Below are 19,056 nucleotides of genomic sequence, written 5' to 3'. Positions count from 1 at the left end.
TTCAACATGCAGCCGTTGCTAAGGCAATCGCTTCAGCTAACGATTTCTCAAAGATCGCAAGGATTGCACTCGATTCTTGCTCCGTAATATTCAGCGGCGGCAGAAAACGAACAACCGCTGAATGACGCCCGCCCAGTTCTACAATTAATCCATTCTTGAAACATTCACGCTGAATAGACTCAGCCAGCATACCATTAGGCAGATAATGTCCCAGACGATCCTTCCGTCCTGTTGGATCCACCACTTCAACGCCGATCATCAGTCCTCTGCCTCGCACGTCACCAATCTCTGCATACCGCTCTTTCATTGCATTCAGTTGATTCATGAACTGCTCACTGCGCAGATGTACGTTGTGTAAAACATCATGTTCCCGAATATAACGAAGTGTAGCAAGTCCCGCTGCCATGGCCAGCTGATTGCCACGGAACGTGCCTGTATGTGCACCAGGCTGCCATTTGTCCAGCTCTTCTTTGTAGATGACAACAGACATGGGCAGACTTCCGCCAACTGCTTTGGAGCAGACAATTACATCAGGTACAATCCCGGCATGTTCAAACGAAAACATTCGCCCTGTCCGTCCAATGCCTGTCTGCACTTCGTCGATAATAAGCGGAATGCTTCGCTCTGCTGTGATTCGGCGCAGCTCCCTCAACCATTCAATGTCTGCCGGAATCGCCCCGCCTTCGCCCTGCACCGTCTCCACAATGACCCCGCACGGTGCGGCAATACCGCTCTCGCAATCATCGAGCAGGTTCTCGATATACTGTGCGCTTAACCGGGCCGTCATGCCTTCCCCAACACCAAATGGGCAGCGGTATTCATAAGGAAATGGCAGGAAATGAACATCGGGCAGCAGGCTTTGCAGATGTTGTTTCTTGCTCAGGTTGCCACTCATCGACATCGTCGCTTGGGTTGAACCGTGATAACCTCCCTGAAAGGCAAGAATGGACTTGCCACCTGTGGCACTTTTGACCAGCTTAATGGCTGCTTCTACGGCATCCGCTCCGGTTGGACCACAGAACTGGATTTTGGCTTTATCTCGCATCTCTGCCGGAAGAATGGAGAATAGTTCTTGCATATATGAAAGCTTCAGCGGTGTTGCCAGATCCAGTGTATGAAGCGGAATCTGCTGATCCAGGACATCGCGAATGGCGTTGACCACCGTGTCATGGTTATGCCCCAGCGCCAATGTTCCTGCCCCAGCCAGGCAGTCGTAGAATACGCGGCCTTCCGTATCGATAATCTTCACCCCATGGGCCTTGTTAATGACAAGCGGGAAATGTCTCGGGTACGATCTTGCATTGGATTCCTTCTCATTTTGCATCTTCAGATATTCCGTCTGCATCTCTACTGACATAGCCCTCTAACGCTCCTTATAATCGATTCAGGCTGAACCTGCTGCCTGTGATTCTTGTTCTACATTTTGCATATGACCTGGTATTGGTTCAAAATCATGGTGAGGTCCGAATTAAATGATGGTATCCGTTATCTGTCATCCGTCATATATTGTCATCTATGCGTTGTTATAAGCTATATATCTTATATTCAAGTTGCTCCTGACACAGGTATTCCAGGTATAACCGAACCACATCACGAGTTGTTCCACCATGGGGAAAGACGTGGTGTGTCAGATCTGGCAAGGCGTTCACTTCCAGGATGCCTCCCTGATCTCTGGAGATGGGGGTGCGGATATCACGACAACGAACATCGACTCCTGCTACATCGATCTGAAGAGTCTTTGCCGCCTGAATGATCATCCGGGCATTTTCGGGATGAATGATTTCGGTACAATCCTTGTAGAATTCACTGATTTTTCCGGCGGCAGAATTGCGGAGATTGTATAACTCGATTTCTTTTCCCGCGGCAGGAACTTCATCCAGTGTTGTCCCTTGTGCATGTAATACCTCCAGCAGTCGTTCCGTTTCTGCATTAACCTGGGGAAACGCTTCATACTCCCCAATGTGCGTCATCTCGATTCGTTCCTGATTCAACTGCTCAATTAACGCCCGAACGGTTGAAGTTCCGTCTCCCTCGACATAGACAGGCCGATACTGGTTCACAGCCGCCACTTCTCCGTTGATGATCAGCACTCTGTAATCAATCCCGGTCACATATTGCTGTAACATAATGCTGCTGCCGTGGACACTCGCAAGCTGAATGGCTGTCTCCAGTTCTTCTTCAGTACGCACATCCAGCGTCACGCCCATACTGCTGCTCGCATCCAGTGGTTTCACTACAATAGAGCCGTATCTATTTAGAAAAGCTACTGCTTCGCTTCCCATCTCTGGAATCACGATAAATGACGGTACAGGCATGCCCTGTTCATGCAACAACATATTACATGCCTGCTTGTTCTTCGCGAGCAGTCCAGCGATTAACGGCAGACGATGAGATCTGGTTTTGTTAATGATGATCTCTTTGTCCCCTACAGACAGCTTCAGAAAATCTTCGCATCCCTCAAGAAGTGGCTCACAGGTGATGCCCATTTCTCTCGCTTTGCTTATAATGAGTCGGTTTTGCAGATTATGAATCCCTTTCGGAAACACTGAAAATCCTCCCCGATTGAATGAAGGTACTCGCTCCTATATAAGTTAAATAGAGTTTTCACACGAAATCACTGCGCGGTCAGAACCATCTTCCGATCGCTGTTATCCCCGGATTTTTTTGAACCCCTTTACAAAGGGGAAATCCGGTGATAAAGGCGCACGCTACGCTTCTTCAGATCTGTTCTGCCCCCTCCGTTAACGTGTGAAATTTGAATTAAACTTATATAGCTCATACTTCATCAATTTTTTTGTAATCACATATTGATAATGATTATCAATATCATATAAAATCTATTTTATGGCAATTCGAGCTGTATTGTCAATAATAAACTTTTAAGGAAAAATAAGATTGAAATTAGTGTGGGTTTGAGTCGATGCAGGTATGCTTTTATCGAATAATAGGCACAACAAACCGGGCAAGCCTGGGACATGGTTTTACCAATGGCTTGCCTAATTTGTCATCTGCATGATCATACAATGGAGTCGATGTGGAGTTTTGATTAACTATTGAACGAATCAAAAACGGACTTTTTGATCCTCAAGCCAGTTGTGTATAACGCTGTTCTCCATTCAGCTTCCTCCCTCTTCCATGTGGGATGCAAGTTGGTGTGCCGAACAGTGGATCGACCGCAATCTCACATTCCATCTGGAAAACCTTACGGACCATCTCCTGTGTGACGATATCCTCCGGTTTACCTTCCGCGTAGATGGACTTGTTGTGAACAGCCACAATGTGATGCGCATAACGACATGCCAGATTCAGATCATGAAGTACCATAACAATCGTGCGTCCTTCCCGTTCGTTCAACTCAAACAACAGATCGAGGATATCAATCTGATGTGTCATATCCAGATAGGTAGTAGGTTCATCCAATAGTAGCGTTTCAGTACCCTGCGCAAGTGTCATCGCAATCCAGGCACGCTGACGCTGTCCACCAGACAATGCATCCACAGGTCGATCCGCGAGTTCTGTCAGATGTGTGGACTCCAGTGCCAGCTTGACCATACGCTCATCCTCTCGTGACCATTGCTTCAGCCATGTTTGATGTGGATAACGTCCTTGCTTAACCAGTTGGTTCACCGTCAAGCCTTCCGGAGCGGTCGGGCCCTGTGGCAGGATGGACATGCGTCTTGAAATTTCCTTGGTCGGCAGCTTTGCAATCTCTTCGCCATCCAGCAGCACCGAACCGGAGCTGGATTTCAGCAACCGAGCCATCGTACGCAACAGTGTAGATTTACCACATCCGTTGCTGCCAATCAGGACGGTAATCTGTCCCTTGGGAATGATCAGGTTCAAATTTTCAATAATGGGATCTGCTCCATAGGAGATCGTAAGCTCCTTGGCTTCCAGAATACTCACAGCTCTCTCCTCCTCAAAACTGATTTCTATTCTTGAACAATAGATACAGGAAAAATGGTGCGCCTACGCTTGCGGTGAATACCCCTGCGGGTACATCCAGCGGTAGAAAGGCAGTGCGGGCAATCAGATCTGCCGCAAATACAAGCAGAGCACCAACCAGTCCAGACACAATCAACATACTGCCAAACATCCGGCCGACCAGTTTCCGGGCAATATGTGGAGCGATCAGACCAACAAAACCAATGGTTCCGGCAACCGCAACGGCGATTCCCGCCAGCAGTACACTGCATAATAACAACGCTGCACGATGCCGCTGTACAGTTACACCCAGCCCTGTGGCCAGATCATCCCCGAACTCCTGTGCATTCAGGCTGCGGGCGAACCAGATCGCCAGCGGTACAACAATTACGATAACCGGTAAAATCGTTCGGACATCGGTCCACGATGCTCCGTATATACTTCCTGTCAGCCAGATATAGGCTTGACCTGCCGTGTAGAATGGACTCAGGATCAGCATAAAGGTCGTTCCAGCTCCGGTAATGGCTGACACTCCAATCCCGATCAGCACCAGACGGATCGGACTGACTCCCTTTTTCCAGGCAAGCACATAGATGATCAAAGCCGTCACAATTGCGCCAGCGATGGCGAACAATGGCAACAACTTGATACTTACCGCTCCACCTAACAGCGTAACAAAACCTACAGCTGCAACGGCCGCGCCGCCGGTGATGCCGATGACATCCGGTGAGGCCAGCGGATTACGGATAATGCCTTGCAGAAGTGCGCCTGACATACCGAGGGCTGCTCCTACGAGCAGAGATAATAACACCCGTGGCAGTCTTAAGGTCAGCACGACGAAGTCATGCTCTCCTGCATTCAGACCAAATATCGTTCGAAGCACATCCAGCGGAGAAATAAAGTCACTGCCCACACTGGTACCGACAACCCCTGCCACGAGAAAAAGGAGGATACATATTCCGATGACAACCAATGATTTTCGTTCCATTTGCACTGAAACGGTGTCTTTTTTGTTGCGGAAAGTCAACAGCTTCCTCATATCTTCGTCACCCCCTTACGGGCAATGTACACGAAGAAGGGTCCGCCAATCAGTGCAGTCATGACACCGAGTGGAACTTCCTGCGGCATGATCACCAACCTTGCAACAACATCCGCGGACAGCAGCAGAATCGCTCCCCCTACAATAGAGTAAGGAACGAGCCAGCGGTAATCATTTCCTACCAGTGCACGCATGATATGCGGGACAACCAGACCAACCAAACCGATCGAACCAGCTACGGCAACAGAACCACCCGCGAGCAATACGGTAACAATACCCATGAGCACCTTGACTAGAAGTACATTCTGTCCCATGCCTTTGGCGATATCATCACCCGTCAAGAGCAGATTGATGGCTCTGCCCATGAACAAAGAGACAATAGCTGCGGCTGTCATGTAAGGGAGAACAGGATATAACATTTCCAATGTCCGACCACTTACTGAACCGGCAAGCCAAAACAGTACATCCTGCAATCCGGTTCCATCGAGCACCAAAATGGCCTGTGTGAACGAGGCAAATAACGCGGAGATTGCCGTACCTGCCAGTACAATTTTGATCGGTGTCAGGCCATCACGACCGAGGGAACCTAGCCCATATACAATTGCCGCGGCTACAGCAGCCCCTGCAAAACCAAACCACATCATGGTGGTGAGCGAAGACACGGACAATACAACAATGGCAATAACAATAAAAAAGATCGCACCAGAATTGATCCCGAACACACTCGGTGATGCCAGCGGGTTACGTGTCAATGCCTGCATCAGCCCACCCGCCACGGCCAAACTTGCTCCTACAACAGCAGCAATAACTGTACGTGGTAACCGTTCCGTCAGCAGAACCACATGTTCCACAGAACTCTCGTCATAGAATTGCAGTGCTTCCCATGCCATCTGAAACGTGATATGCGTACGTCCCAGAATCATACTGGCTAGGCAAGCAAGTAGAAGTAATATGAATAAACCAACCAGTCCATAGATCTTGGCGCTTGCCTTTGTAAAAAGGGGAAACATACTCTCACTCTTTCATCTGTAAAATGATAAAAGACCTGCCTGCCCATACACTTCGTTAACGAATGTTCTGGTGCATGGCAGGTCCTGCTCCTGTTAGTTAGTTCAGGTTGAACTGCTTATATAGATCGTCCAGCATCATGTTGGCCGATGTGTATCCACCTGCCATGTTCCAGGCCACTTCATCGACCTGAACCAGTTGGTTGTTCTTGACTGCATCAAGGTTTTTCCACAGTGGACTGCTGGTCCAATCATCATAATTTTTCTGAATGGCATCTGTTTCTGTGCCTGAATTGAAGTTGAAGATCATGTCTGCATTCATATCTGGAATGTTTTCTTTGGAAGTCAATTCAACTCCCCATGTGTCTGCGTCATGTCCGGCAGGTCTGGTGAACCCAAGTTCATTCAGAATTTTACCTGCATATCCCATGTAGAAAATACGAACCTGATCGGCTCTAAAGTTCGTGATGGTTGCTTCAATTGGCAGACGATCCCCCATTTTTTCTTTAAAATCAGCTACACGGCCATCCCAATCAGACAACAATTTATCCGATTGCTCAACCCTATTCATCGCTTCTCCAACAGTTTTCACCGTTTCTTTCCAGTCAAACAGCGTCTCCGTCACTACCGTTGGTGCGATCTGCGACAGTTGCTCATAGATCTCTTCATGTCTGATCTTCGTAGCAATAATCAAGTCGGGTTTCAACTTGTTGATCTCTTCCAGATTGGGCTGCGATTCCTGTCCTACTTGTGGAACTCCGTCCAGATCTGCTCTCAGATATTCATAGACTGGCTGCTGAACCCAGGATTCCACCACGCCTGTCGGTTTAACGCCAAGTGCAACAACGACATCATTCGCACCCTGGAACAGTGTCACGATCTTTTGCGGGGTTCCCTTGATTGTGGTTTCGCCCATGGCATGTTTGATCACTCTGGACTGGTCTTCAGTCGCACTTGCAGTTGTATCACTTTCATTATTGCTCTCATTGCTGCTTGCAGCTTGGCTGGACGTATTTGTTGTCTCGGCACTTCCACCCGAAGCACAACCAGCAAGTAGTGAAATCATCAGAATAAGTGCTGCATAAATGTATAGCTTTTTCTTTACTTTATACATGAAATCCGTCTCCCCTTTTTTATCTAAATGATATTGAATCTCATTATCAATTGTATTGTAATGGAGATGAAATCATTATACAAGCATTTTATTTGGAAAAACTTCTCACTCCCTGTCGAACTCTGTAACTTCACAAAACAACATTAAATAAAGATATATTAACTAAACCAATACAATATATATCGATACAATACGCCTCCACACAAACCATATATGTAAATTTTTTCTCTGTAACTTAACATGTACATTTCTCTTCTAACTTCTAGCTTCATCTAATACATGTCCTTTTTGCTGGTGAATCATTATTCATTTATATGCGTTTGACTGATGAATTTACTGTAAAACAATTCCTGTAATTTCTTGTCGCACTATGTTAGATTATCCATTGGAATAAAATCACATCTATAGATAGGGGAAATTAACACGTGAAGAAATCATGGGTACTATCAATCATTATGAGTTTTGTTTTGCTCGGCGGGGTGTTCGCACCTGTAGGGTCCTATGCCGCTGCTGCGGATGACTCAGCCACTACATATTCGGAAGACGAATACTATGAAGAAATTGACACGTCAGAACAAGAACCGATCCCTACAGTCGAAGAAGAAGATTTCCTCAACTACCTTGATCAGTTGGATATGGCATCGGTATATGAGGAGAGAGCCTTCAATGCTTTGGGAGGTGGATTTTACATTACATCATCCAATCGCAAGTCCGTTTTCCTGAAACTGACCAATACAGCGATTCCTAACTACACCAAATATGTATCCAAGCTGAAGATGATCAAACCGCAAGATGCGGAATTGCAAAAAATTCATGCCAACTTGATCAAAGGTAGCTATACACAGCTGGAAGGATTTCAACTCGCTAAAAAATCTGTCTCCAAAACAACGGTAAACAGCGCTGTCCTGAAACAAGCCAATGCCAAAATTGCTGCCGGCAAGAAAAATATCGAGAAATTTCACAAAGAATTCTCTGCATACGCCAATAAACTTGGATTTGATTTATAAAAAACAGTAATTGCAGATATGCGTCCTACATTTCGAATAAAACAATTTGAAATTTAAGGAAAAAAAGTGTTTTCTTTTGCTGAGTTAGTTCGTATAATAGCACTATAATCAAAAGGCTATGCTGCCGAAAGGTACAACCTCGTGAACAATTGAGGTTGTGCCTTTTTTGCGTTTAATGGCCGCTTTTATCTGAATTTCATCATCTGACGAGGAGTGATTTACATGATTCTTGAAGCCGTTTATCATCGCCCCAAACTCAATTGGTCTTATGCTTATGACCGCTCGACCATGCACCTGCGACTTCGGTCCAAACGTGGGGATCTGGATGCGGTGATTGCCATTACGGGAGACAAATATGCTTGGGATCGGACCATCACACACATCCCTATGCACATCTTTGCCCGGGATGAAATGTTCGATTATTGGGAAGCTGAGACTTCACCTCCCTATCGCCGATTACGGTATGGTTTCCAACTGATTCAGGGAGAGGAATCGGTCTGGATGACGGAGCGTGGATTCGAGCAGGCGCTGCCTGACCATCCACTCGAATTCTTTGATTTTCCATTTATGAATCCAGTCGACATTTTTGAACCGCCTGCCTGGGTTAAGGACGCTGTGTTTTATCAAATTTTCCCTGAACGTTATGCCAATGGTGATCCATCCCTCAGTCCCAAAAATGCGGAACCCTGGGGAGGAGAACCTACACCGGTGAACTTCTTCGGCGGCGATCTCCAAGGTGTGCTGGATCATCTGGATCATATAAGTCAGCTCGGCATCAATGCCATCTACTTTTGTCCGCTGTTCGAGGCCACGACGAACCACAAATACAATACAGGTGATTACATGAAGGTTGATCCTCACTTTGGTACCAATGAACAGTTCAAGGCCTTCGTGGATGCCTGTCATCAGCGCGGCATACGTGTCGTTCTGGATGCGGTGTTCAACCATTCCGGCAGAGAGTTCCCTCCTTTTGTCGATGTCATGAAGAATGGAGCCTCTTCCCCCTACGCAGACTGGTTCTATATCAAAGACTGGCCGCCACGTGTGGAGGATGGCATACCGACTTATGACACTTTTGCCTTTGAACCGCTTATGCCGAAGCTGAATACGGAACACCCTGAAGTGAAGGCATACCTATTAGAGGTAGGACGTTACTGGATTGAGGAGATGGACATTGACGGATGGCGGCTCGATGTGGCGAATGAGGTGGATCATCAGTTCTGGCGCGAATTCCGTCAGACGGTAAAAGCCATTAAGCCTGACGCCTATCTGCTCGGCGAGATCTGGCATGATTCGCTCATGTGGCTTCAGGGAGACCAGTTCGATGCCGTGATGAATTATCCGTTTACCAACTCGGTATTGGACTATACGGTGCACGGTAAGCTCGACGGACTCGCATTTGCCAATGAGATCGGAAAACTGCTCGCAGCCTATTCACAGCCCGTCACCGAAGCGTCCTTCAATCTGCTCGGAAGTCATGATACACCCAGACTGCTGACCTTGTGTGATGGAGACGAGCGCAAGATGAAACTTGCCGTTACGTTGCTGCTTACGTATCCAGGTGTTCCATGTATCTATTATGGAGACGAAGTCGGTCTTGATGGGGGATATGATCCGGGTTGCCGCAAGTGTATGGAATGGGATGAGACCAAACAGAATCGCGATCTTCTGGAATTCTTCACCCATACGATTTCCCTTCGCAAACAGCACCCTGCCCTGCGCAGCACGGAACTGAAGATTGTATATGCAAAAGCCGGAGACCCTTGTCTTGCCATCGAACGATTGGATTCGCATACGGGTGAGCGTATGCTGCTTGTTCTTAATGCTGGTGATGAACCATGCACCCTTGAACTCCCTTTGGGAGATCGTAACGTCTGGCGAAACCTGTTCACATCCAACACCGTGGAGGCTCGGCAAAATAAACTGACCCTTGATCTGGAAGCATACGGATTCTCCCTGATGCAACTTGAGGTGAAACAACCAGCGGAGGCCTGAGATAAATACAGCTAACAAGGGAAAATAACTTCAAAGAGGCTGTCCCCTAGGTGATATGCTACCCATACAGTAACAGGTTTTTATTATTTTACCTGTCTACTTTATGGGTAGCACATTAGACCAAGGACAGCCTCTTCTGTATCTTATACGTCATATTCTAACGAACCCAGCACACCTTATTCGCTTCATTATACGCGGTCTAAATGCCTAACGAATCAGAGAGACGTTATTTCGTTTAATGAGTCGATTTTCGCAAGCAGAAGCCGTGTTTTCGACGGAATAACGTTGCTGAGATTCGTTAGGTTTTACTTTTCTTGATTATCCCCTCAATAAGATGTTTGAGGTTCGTTAGCGATAGCGATTCAAGCAAGGTGAAACTCTTCGAGGTAGCACCTTTTCTGTTCCCTTTTGTGTTTCCAGATAGGTTAAGGTTCACTACTCTACTCTACCGCCTGATAGTCATTCGGGGTACCGACCTATTTCCCAGCCGAGGCGAAGGTTGTCGAAGTCATCGGTTTTCGTATTTTCTTCATTCTTGAACTTACGAGCGCTCCCTGTGTAATTACGATTTTCTGTGGAATCTTGTACGAAGGCAGCTTGTCCTGACAATATTCCCAGATGGATCGCCGCAGATCGGTGAGAGTACATTCTGTAGCCAGCCGGATAGTCACCTTCACCCTCTGACCAGTGATACCACTCTGTTCTCCCGAAACTACGGCCGCTTCAATACATTCCATCTCTTCCAGAACACCCTCAACCTCGGCAGGATACACTTTCCGTCCGCCTACGTTAATGATCTCGGAACGGCGGCCCAGAATACGAATGTAACCCTGCTCCAGCACAGCCTCATCGCCAGTTCGCAGCCACCCATCCTCTGTAAAGGGTGATGGTGCATTCAAATATCCGATCATCGCGGTTGCCGTATGAATCTGCAATTCTCCTTCCACCACCCGATACTTGACCTCTTCATCTTGAATGGAGAACAGCAGAGAACCTGGCTCTTTGGAGCGGGTTGGCAGAATACCAAGTTCAGACATGCCATAGGCTTGTATCGTCCTGATCTGTGGAAATTTCCTGTTCCAGGCTGCCAGTACGGATTCAGGCATCACTTCCGATCCGTATGATACAACCTCAAGACTGGACAGGTCATACCCTTCATCATTTCTGCCCAGCAGCAACAGATTCATGAATGTTGGAGAGACCGGAAGAGCCTGTACACGAAACTTCTCAATCGTTCGGCACACTTCTTCGGGAGATCGATCCGCAATGATACAGAGACAGCCCCCACTGGACAGAGATTGCAGCATAGTATTCACACCGCCGATATGATCAAACATCATAAATGGAATCGTTCGCAAAGGCCGAACCTGCCGCCGAAAACGATGTAACAGCCGATCTGCACGATGCACAGTCGCTTTACTCACTCCGGTTGATCCGGATGAAAAGAGTACAAGTCCGCCTACTCCCTCCTGTGCCAGCGAGGATAACAACACGGGAACCTCTCCAGAAGATTCACACGTTTGCCGAATGCACAACTTGCCTTCTTCAACGCCCAAACGCCATTTCACCTGTGCCAGCTGGATATATTCCTCTCGTTTGGCTTCAACCAGGTTCCGATCCATGGGGAGCACGATACACCCTTGTCCGAGCAAAGCAATCAATGCTGCCGCTGCATAGGGGGAATAATCTTCCTCCAGCGTTACAAGTTGCCCAGCCAGCCCTTCTGCTGTATTCCACTTACTCATGATGCCAACCTGTTCCAGCAGCCACCGATAGCTGTACTCCTGATCCTTCCAGATCAGCGCAGGACGCTGTCCCTGCTCCGCGAATCGTTCAAGCAAGAATTGGATTACCACTGTGCATCCTCCTCACGGGCAGGCGCCCATTGCTGTGCGAGATAATCGACTAGTGAACCTACGGTCTGATAAGGGCTTTCCGGCATGGAAGCAGCAGCCATCTCCGCCAGAGCGGCGCCCATTCCTGTTCCCCATCGATCTTCAATTCCCTGCTCTACCACTGCAAGCAATGACACGAGTTCCAGCGAATCCAGTTGCCCACTTCGTCCGTACAGTGGAGCGTTACCACCCTCACAAAGTGGAATCGTTGTATTATGGTACGCGTTTAACTCCCGACAACTATCCAATACGATACGGAGCAAATCCTCCCTGTGTTCTTGTCCAATCATCAACACGGCCTGACGTGGGAAGCAATCTGCCTGAGGTATGGACTGTCGAAGTGACTCATAACATTGCCATTCATCGGTGACCAACATTTTAATGACACCTGTTAGCTGCACTCTCCAGTGCTCACGCTGCTTCATCCGGCTGACCTGCAGCATATTGTATGCCTTCTCCCACCGTGCAATGATGTCGCTGAATTCTCTCGCATATTGATCAAGTGGAGAACCGAGCCATAAGGCAGATTCCTGAAGAAGATCTCGAAGAAAATATCGGCTCCATCGCATATCAAACAGCAGACCTGATATCAGCATTTCATTGGCAGGATCCCCTTCATTCGCCTCATGCAGTGCATGTAACAGTTGCAGCGATACCGCATGTCCAAAATGATAATTACGTTCTCCTTGCGTAATCGTCCGGCCTGTCAGAAATTCTTCAATCTGCGTTGTTAACGCCTGGGTCAACATGTCGCGGTAACCGACAGAATCCAGCTTTACAGTCGCCCGAATGTCCATGGTGCCATACGTTCGGAGTTCTTCTTTGCGTTTGGCCTGCGCAAGCTCAGGTATGCTTTGGTTCCCTTTCCAGAAATCATGAAAGGCTTCTTGAGCAACCTTCCCCTTATACTTGGAGGGCACGGGATCGTAGACATGAACATGCTCATCTTCCAAACCATATACAGCAATCCAATGGTCTACCAGATGTAGTCGGGAGCCCTGCTTCACATGTTTGCGAATGTACTCGGGATTCTGATAATCCTCACAGTAAGGCAGGTGATAACTGGTTCCTGTAGCCAAAAAAAGCCCACCTTCGCCAATATACTGCCGGATCTGCGTCTTGCCTTCCTCGAAGCTGTCCAGCTGTCGCTGACCATACATCTCCCAGATCGGCTCTACATAATCCAGTTTGTTAAAATAAGGCTTCACCAGTCCGTTATCCCCGCACGAAGGAAGGCTGTACAACCGACTTGCCGCCAGCAGTGCAAGACTTGTGATGGATCCTTGTCGATGGAGCACTTCATGAATCAGAGGAAAATTGCAGGGATAATAATAAGGAATGTCCAGCACTGGAGCGAATGAAGGAATGATCATTTTGGGCCTCCTGTTCCCGTTTTGGCTGACGTACTGCCCCAGGATTGGATTAGGTAATGCACAGACATATCATCTGTCGCTCGAAATACCCGATTGGCAATAGGTTTGCCATCCACATCGGTCTCGAAACGGCGGAAACCACGTGTAAACCGGAAGGAGAACCCACTATCACGCGGGACTCGGTAACTACCTTCATATCGACCTTTACCAGAACGGACAAGCTTCATACCCATCCCACCATATATCGTTTCCTCCGAGTCTTCGTCGGGAGCTACCTCTGCACGAATGCAGACCTCTACGTGAGTTGACAATTCAGGAACGACGGTATAGATGCGTGTAGCAGACAGTTCCCCCACAGTCAGCGTGATGGATGCACTTCCAATACCGACAGGAACCAACTCTCCACTCGCATGAACCTGAAGCACATTCGGGTCACTCGAAGTATAATTCCCATGCAGCAGACTCTGAACCAACCCACTCTCGTAGTGCATTTGTGCATTGATACACACGGTCATTCCACCCTCTAGTCCGATGACATCCCTTCCAAGCAGTTCGAGCGAGGAGGGCTTACCCACGTGGCCGAACATGTACAGTAACGGGAGGTGAACGCGTGCTCCCCAGTCACCTTCCTGATGGCAGGTACCCTGCTGTTCCAGAAATGCCAATTCCTCACACGATCCTACTCCGCGTTCAAGTAATTGATGAGCTACCCTTCTGACCTGAGAAGGCAGAAACAATCCTTCCATATCTCCAATATCCATCCACATTCGAACGTCGGGTACCTCTTCTGGCAAGCGATACATGTTTTCTTCCAACAGTCCGCTCTTCGATGTTTCGTCCAGCTGCACATCCACATAGAATGGCGACATCATGATCAGTTTTCCGAAAACATCCGGATTTCGCATCCCCATGTGCAATGTACAAAGCGCCGCGGCAGATGAACCTAACAGCCCGGTATTCTGATTGTCCGGCAACGTCCGGTAACGATGATCAATGAGCGGTTTGAGTTCATGAATGATGAAATGCTCATAGGCAATGCCTGAGCAACCCACACTCACGGCCTCTCTCTCAGGTGCAATGAAGTGGTAGAATTCGTTGTGCGTGACTGGGCGGACATGCGTAATTGCGACAATAATCAGTAATTCAATCTGCCCGGAGGAAATAAGACCGTCTGCTGTCTGGTCCATATTCCATGTTTCATTGCCTGGCCCGGATGGACCAAAAGCCCGCTGCCCCGCATGAACGTACAGAACCGGATAATGCCGAGCTGTCTGCTCATGGTAACCGGGCGGGAGGTACACATAAATGTTGCGGATATTGCCCAGCCGCGACGCCTGAATGCCTTCCAAACATTCGATGACAGAATGGGTACTCAACGATCATCAACCGCCTCTCTTCTCCTAATTCGACTGCATAATACAAATAACCCCGCCTCAGAAGAGACGGGGTTGTCCCAGAACACACGTAAGTGTTCCGGGATACATAGCCCTTATATTGTGAATCTGCGAATAGTTTAAATCCCCGGACGTGCTTTTGTAAACATAAAAATAGAAAATAAATGCTCCCAAAAAAGTTATTGACATAAGATCCAATATTTCTTACGATAACGTTGTGATCATAACTCGAGGGCCATGCTTTTAAACCTGAGCGGTTTAGGACAACCCCGGTAACTCCCGAAGGAGATGCCGGGGTTTTTGGCGTGTCAAAAGGAGGGAAGTCTTCAATCCACTGCGTAACACTTCGCTGTATTGAAAGCGCTATTATTCAAGAGCCGGGTTGGTTGTTTATCTAAACTACTACATTCACGAGAAGGGTGGATTACTATGTTTCAAATGGCCAAACGTGTACTCCTCAGCACAACACTGACACTCAGTTTACTTGCAGGGGGCGCACTTCCCTATCTGCCTGCTTCAGCGATCTATGCCGATGCGGATACCGCGGTTACCAACAAGCAGAACTTTAGTACAGACGTCATCTATCAGATCTTTACGGACCGCTTCCTGGACGGCAATCCTTCCAACAATCCTACCGGAGCTGCCTACGATGCCACTTGTAGTAATCTGAAGTTGTATTGCGGAGGCGACTGGCAGGGTTTGATCAACAAAATCAACGATAACTATTTTAGCGATCTGGGCGTTACGGCATTGTGGATCTCCCAACCGGTCGAAAATATCTTTGCCACGATCAACTACGGCGGCGTAATCAACACAGCGTATCATGGCTACTGGGCACGTGATTTCAAGAAGACCAATCCTTATTTCGGAACGATGGCTGATTTTCAAAATCTGATTACAACCGCTCATGCCAAAGGTATCAAGATCGTAATTGACTTTGCACCGAACCACACATCTCCTGCCATGGAGACCGATACCTCCTTTGCAGAGAATGGCAAGTTATACGATAACGGGAATCTTGTTGGCGGATACACGAATGATACGAATGGTTACTTCCATCACAACGGCGGCTCCGATTTTTCCTCCCTGGAGAATGGTATCTACAAAAACCTCTATGACCTCGCTGACCTGAATCACAATAACAGTACCATTGATCAATATTTTAAAGATGCAATCAAGCTATGGCTCGATATGGGCGTGGATGGTATTCGTGTTGATGCGGTGAAACATATGCCTCTCGGCTGGCAAAAGAGCTGGATGTCCTCCATCTATGCACATAAACCTGTATTCACTTTCGGTGAATGGTTCCTGGGATCTGCTGCATCTGATGCGGATAACACGGAATTTGCCAACGAATCCGGGATGAGCCTGCTTGATTTCCGCTTTAACTCTGCCGTACGTGACGTCTTCCGGGATAACACATCCAACATGTATGCTCTGGATTCGATGATTACAGGCACAGCGGCAGATTACAATCAGGTGAATGACCAAGTCACGTTCATCGACAACCATGATATGGATCGGTTCAAAACAAGTGCCGTGAACAACCGTCGTCTGGAACAAGCGCTGGCCTTCACGCTGACTTCCCGCGGCGTACCTGCCATCTATTATGGTACCGAGCAGTATCTGACGGGTAACGGAGACCCTGATAATCGGGCCAAAATGCCTTCCTTCTCCAAAACAACCACTGCTTTCAACGTGATCAGCAAGCTCGCACCTCTGCGCAAATCCAATCCGGCGATTGCCTATGGCTCCACTCAGCAACGCTGGATCAATAATGATGTGTACGTCTATGAGCGCAAATTTGGCAAAAGTGTAGCTATTGTTGCGGTGAACCGTAATCTCTCCACACCAGCAAGCATTTCGAATCTAAGCACTTCACTGCCAACAGGCAACTACACCGATGTACTGGGCGGTGCACTGAACGGTAATAACATCACTTCCACCAATGGCAACGTCTCTTCCTTCACACTGGCAGCCGGAGCAACAGCGGTATGGCAATATACAACGAGCGAAACTACACCAACGATCGGGCATGTAGGTCCGGTGATGGGCAAACCGGGTAATGTCGTTACCATTAGTGGACGTGGATTTGGCTCCAACAAAGGTACCGTATACTTCGGTACAACAGCCGTTACCGGTGCTGCGATCACATCCTGGGAAGATACGCAGATCAAAGTAACGATCCCAGCGGTAGCCGCAGGCAATTATGCTGTGAAAGTAGCTGCGAACGGCGTTAACAGCAATGCGTATAACAACTTTACCATTCTTACGGGTGATCAGGTCACTGTACGATTTGTCATTAATAATGCGTCCACCACACTGGGTCAGAACATCTATCTGACAGGTAACGTGGCAGAACTGGGCAATTGGAGTACGGGCACAACAGCTATCGGCCCTGCTTTCAATCAGGTCATCCACGCCTACCCAACTTGGTACTATGATGTGAGCGTGCCAGCCGGGAAACAACTGGAGTTCAAATTCTTCAAGAAAAATGGTGCAACCATTACGTGGGAAGGTGGTTCCAACCACACGTTCACCACACCAACCAGCGGTACTGCGACTGTAAATGTAAACTGGCAATAGAATATTCTGTCCACAAGCTAACCCGGAGTTACGCTAACGCTGCGTATGCTCCGGGTTTTGCTATTGGATTATGCTATACAAATTGAACAAATGACTCTACACTTGACCACTACACGGTCAGATCCATCTCCCATCGCTGTTACCCCCAGTTGTTTTAATTCCCTTCTATACAGGGAAAATCTGGAGATAGCGTAAGCTTCCAATGTAGCTTTCTTTTAGAAATCTTTTAGGCGAACGCTTCGCTTTTCCGGATTGCATCTGACTGCTCCGTTATCGTGTAAATGTTTATAGTTCAACTAATATAGATTGGATCTATATCTCACATTTCTACTGATAGGTTCGGATCGACTTCAATGTTGTAGTCGCCAGAATACCTGTCGCCAGCAGTAATATGCCCACGCCTTGCAGCACAGAAGCTGCCCCCCACTGATCTGCCAATACGGAGACAACCATCAATCCCAGAATGGGCGCTGTACTGGTGATTGTTCCAACTACGCCATAGACTCTTCCTTGCAGCTCGTCTGGAACGGCTGTCCTCAGCATAATCTGGGTGAGCATCGTACAGCACGCGAACATCGCACCTCCACCCACGATGAACGGCAACGCCATAATTGGTGAGGATACATTCGCCAAAAAAATATAAATCGGCCCCAACACAATCAGACCGATAAACACCCATCTCCCTCTTCGCTTCAATCGTTTCCCCGAAGCAATCAGCAGCGCAGAGCCAATCATGTATCCCAGCGGAATACAGGTCTCAATTAATCCAAACTGTACCGGATTTGCCTCCCACACCTTGACCGCCATCACTTGAACCAGCATCATGGCTGACATGAAAAACAAAATCAGCACCGGATTGATCAATACAATGGATCGGATCAAAGGATTCCGATAGATGTAGCCAAACGAACTGCGCCACTCCTGAGCAAACGTGGTCTGCTGACTAACGGATCGCTGTACCTCAGGAAAGCGGCCTGCCATCAGCACACAGACTGCGGACAACAGAAAGGTTGCCCCCGTAATTAATATGGCAACAAATCCGCCAAAGGCAGCAACAGCCACTCCCGCAGCGGCTAGTCCACTGATCCGGGCAAGATTATCAACCATATGAATGGTTCCAGTTGCTTGTTGAATATGCTCCCTGCCTACCATACTTGCTACAGAGGCGTGGAATGCAGGTGCCTGAAAAAGACTTGAAAACATGGAGAGTGAGAGCAACAGCAGCACCACTGGGAACGGCGCATGCCAACCGAACAAGCTAATCGCAATCAGTACAGCCATTACGCCCCGAAATACATCCGAGACTAGCATCAGCTTCCTGCGATCCAATCGGTCTGCAACCGTACCCGCCACCGATCCAAACAGAAAGCTGACGGCCATATTGCAGATCTGTACGGCCGCCATGCTCTTTGCACTCCCTGTGGTCTGTAACACCCACAAGCTGATCGCAATCCCATTGAAGCAATCCCCGAAGACCGAGATGCCGTAGCCGTACAGAATCCTTCGAAAGGTAACATTACGCCAAAGTGTTGGTGGAGCTTTAGTATTATGCAATGCAGCTTGTCCATCTTGGTATCCGATAATCTCGGGCTCACTGGACGGGTTCATGCCCATACATCACGTTCCTCCCTAATCATGATTCGAGCCCCTACAGAACCAGGCACTTCCGCAGCAGTGCCAGTCGACAAAGACATGACAATACGGAAGTGCCTGAGTTAAGTG

At 48.0% G+C, this 19,056-nt stretch carries 13 protein-coding genes; 3 read left to right on the top strand and 10 right to left on the bottom strand.

What is annotated here, in order from left to right:
* Nucleotide 1 precedes the first annotated feature (1 nt).
* The 6 genes from MHI12_RS04825 to MHI12_RS04800 all read right to left on the bottom strand — a co-directional run bounded on the left by MHI12_RS04825 (nt 2) and on the right by MHI12_RS04800 (nt 7,084).
* Nucleotides 2–1,357, bottom strand: a complete 1,356-nt coding sequence (locus tag MHI12_RS04825; RefSeq protein WP_405171706.1) for a diaminobutyrate--2-oxoglutarate transaminase — start codon at nt 1,355–1,357, stop codon at nt 2–4.
* 166 nt (nt 1,358–1,523) lie between these two features.
* Entirely contained in the window at nt 1,524–2,546 is a 1,023-nt protein-coding gene (locus MHI12_RS04820; RefSeq protein WP_405171705.1) for a hypothetical protein, read from the bottom strand.
* Nucleotides 2,547–3,084: 538 nt separating this feature from the next.
* Entirely contained in the window at nt 3,085–3,906 is an 822-nt protein-coding gene (locus tag MHI12_RS04815; RefSeq protein WP_340902349.1) for an ABC transporter ATP-binding protein, read from the bottom strand.
* Between the two features lie 13 nt (nt 3,907–3,919).
* Nucleotides 3,920–4,963 (bottom strand): FecCD family ABC transporter permease, encoded by a 1,044-nt coding sequence (locus MHI12_RS04810; protein WP_405171704.1) that lies wholly within the window; start codon nt 4,961–4,963, stop codon nt 3,920–3,922.
* Nucleotides 4,960–5,973, bottom strand: coding sequence for a FecCD family ABC transporter permease (locus MHI12_RS04805; RefSeq protein ID WP_405171703.1), 1,014 nt, complete (start codon nt 5,971–5,973; stop codon nt 4,960–4,962). Before MHI12_RS04805 ends, MHI12_RS04810 begins: the two co-directional genes overlap by 4 nt.
* Nucleotides 5,974–6,070: 97 nt before the next feature.
* Entirely contained in the window at nt 6,071–7,084 is a 1,014-nt protein-coding gene (locus MHI12_RS04800) for an ABC transporter substrate-binding protein (protein WP_405171702.1), read from the bottom strand.
* Nucleotides 7,085–7,509: 425 nt separating this feature from the next.
* Between MHI12_RS04800 and MHI12_RS04795 the strand changes: the two genes are divergently transcribed.
* Both MHI12_RS04795 and MHI12_RS04790 read left to right on the top strand, forming a co-directional pair.
* Complete coding sequence (locus MHI12_RS04795; protein ID WP_405171701.1) at nt 7,510–8,091, top strand: hypothetical protein; 582 nt, start codon at nt 7,510–7,512, stop codon at nt 8,089–8,091.
* 222 nt (nt 8,092–8,313) lie between these two features.
* Complete coding sequence (locus tag MHI12_RS04790) at nt 8,314–10,086, top strand: alpha-glycosidase (protein WP_405171700.1); 1,773 nt, start codon at nt 8,314–8,316, stop codon at nt 10,084–10,086.
* A gap of 476 nt (nt 10,087–10,562) precedes the next feature.
* Here MHI12_RS04790 and MHI12_RS04785 read toward each other — a convergent pair whose 3' ends face one another.
* From MHI12_RS04785 to MHI12_RS04775, 3 genes are read right to left on the bottom strand one after another with little or no spacing between them, the layout of a single operon-like run.
* Nucleotides 10,563–11,942, bottom strand: a complete 1,380-nt coding sequence (locus tag MHI12_RS04785; RefSeq protein ID WP_405171699.1) for an ANL family adenylate-forming protein — start codon at nt 11,940–11,942, stop codon at nt 10,563–10,565.
* Nucleotides 11,936–13,354 (bottom strand): hypothetical protein, encoded by a 1,419-nt coding sequence (locus MHI12_RS04780; RefSeq protein WP_405171698.1) that lies wholly within the window; start codon nt 13,352–13,354, stop codon nt 11,936–11,938. Before MHI12_RS04780 ends, MHI12_RS04785 begins: the two co-directional genes overlap by 7 nt.
* A complete protein-coding gene (locus MHI12_RS04775; protein ID WP_405171697.1) occupies nt 13,351–14,730 on the bottom strand; it encodes an alpha/beta hydrolase-fold protein in 1,380 nt (459 codons plus the stop codon). The genes MHI12_RS04780 and MHI12_RS04775 overlap by 4 nt, the downstream gene beginning before the upstream one ends.
* Nucleotides 14,731–15,177: 447 nt before the next feature.
* Between MHI12_RS04775 and MHI12_RS04770 the strand changes: the two genes are divergently transcribed.
* Nucleotides 15,178–17,334: an alpha-amylase family glycosyl hydrolase gene (locus tag MHI12_RS04770; protein WP_405171696.1), complete on the top strand. Its 2,157-nt coding sequence runs from the start codon at nt 15,178–15,180 to the stop codon at nt 17,332–17,334.
* A 327-nt stretch (nt 17,335–17,661) separates the two neighbouring features.
* On the opposite strand, the gene MHI12_RS04765 is transcribed toward MHI12_RS04770, so the two are convergent.
* Nucleotides 17,662–18,948, bottom strand: a complete 1,287-nt coding sequence (locus MHI12_RS04765) for an MFS transporter (RefSeq protein WP_405171695.1) — start codon at nt 18,946–18,948, stop codon at nt 17,662–17,664.
* Between the last annotated feature and the right edge of the window lie 108 nt (nt 18,949–19,056).

Origin of the sequence: Paenibacillus sp. FSL H8-0280, from assembly GCF_045040665.1 — a bacterium.
Classification (GTDB): domain Bacteria; phylum Bacillota; class Bacilli; order Paenibacillales; family Paenibacillaceae; genus Paenibacillus; species Paenibacillus xylanexedens_A.
Note: the sequence above shows the minus strand (reverse complement) of the source record. Positions and strands in the feature narration are given on the sequence as shown.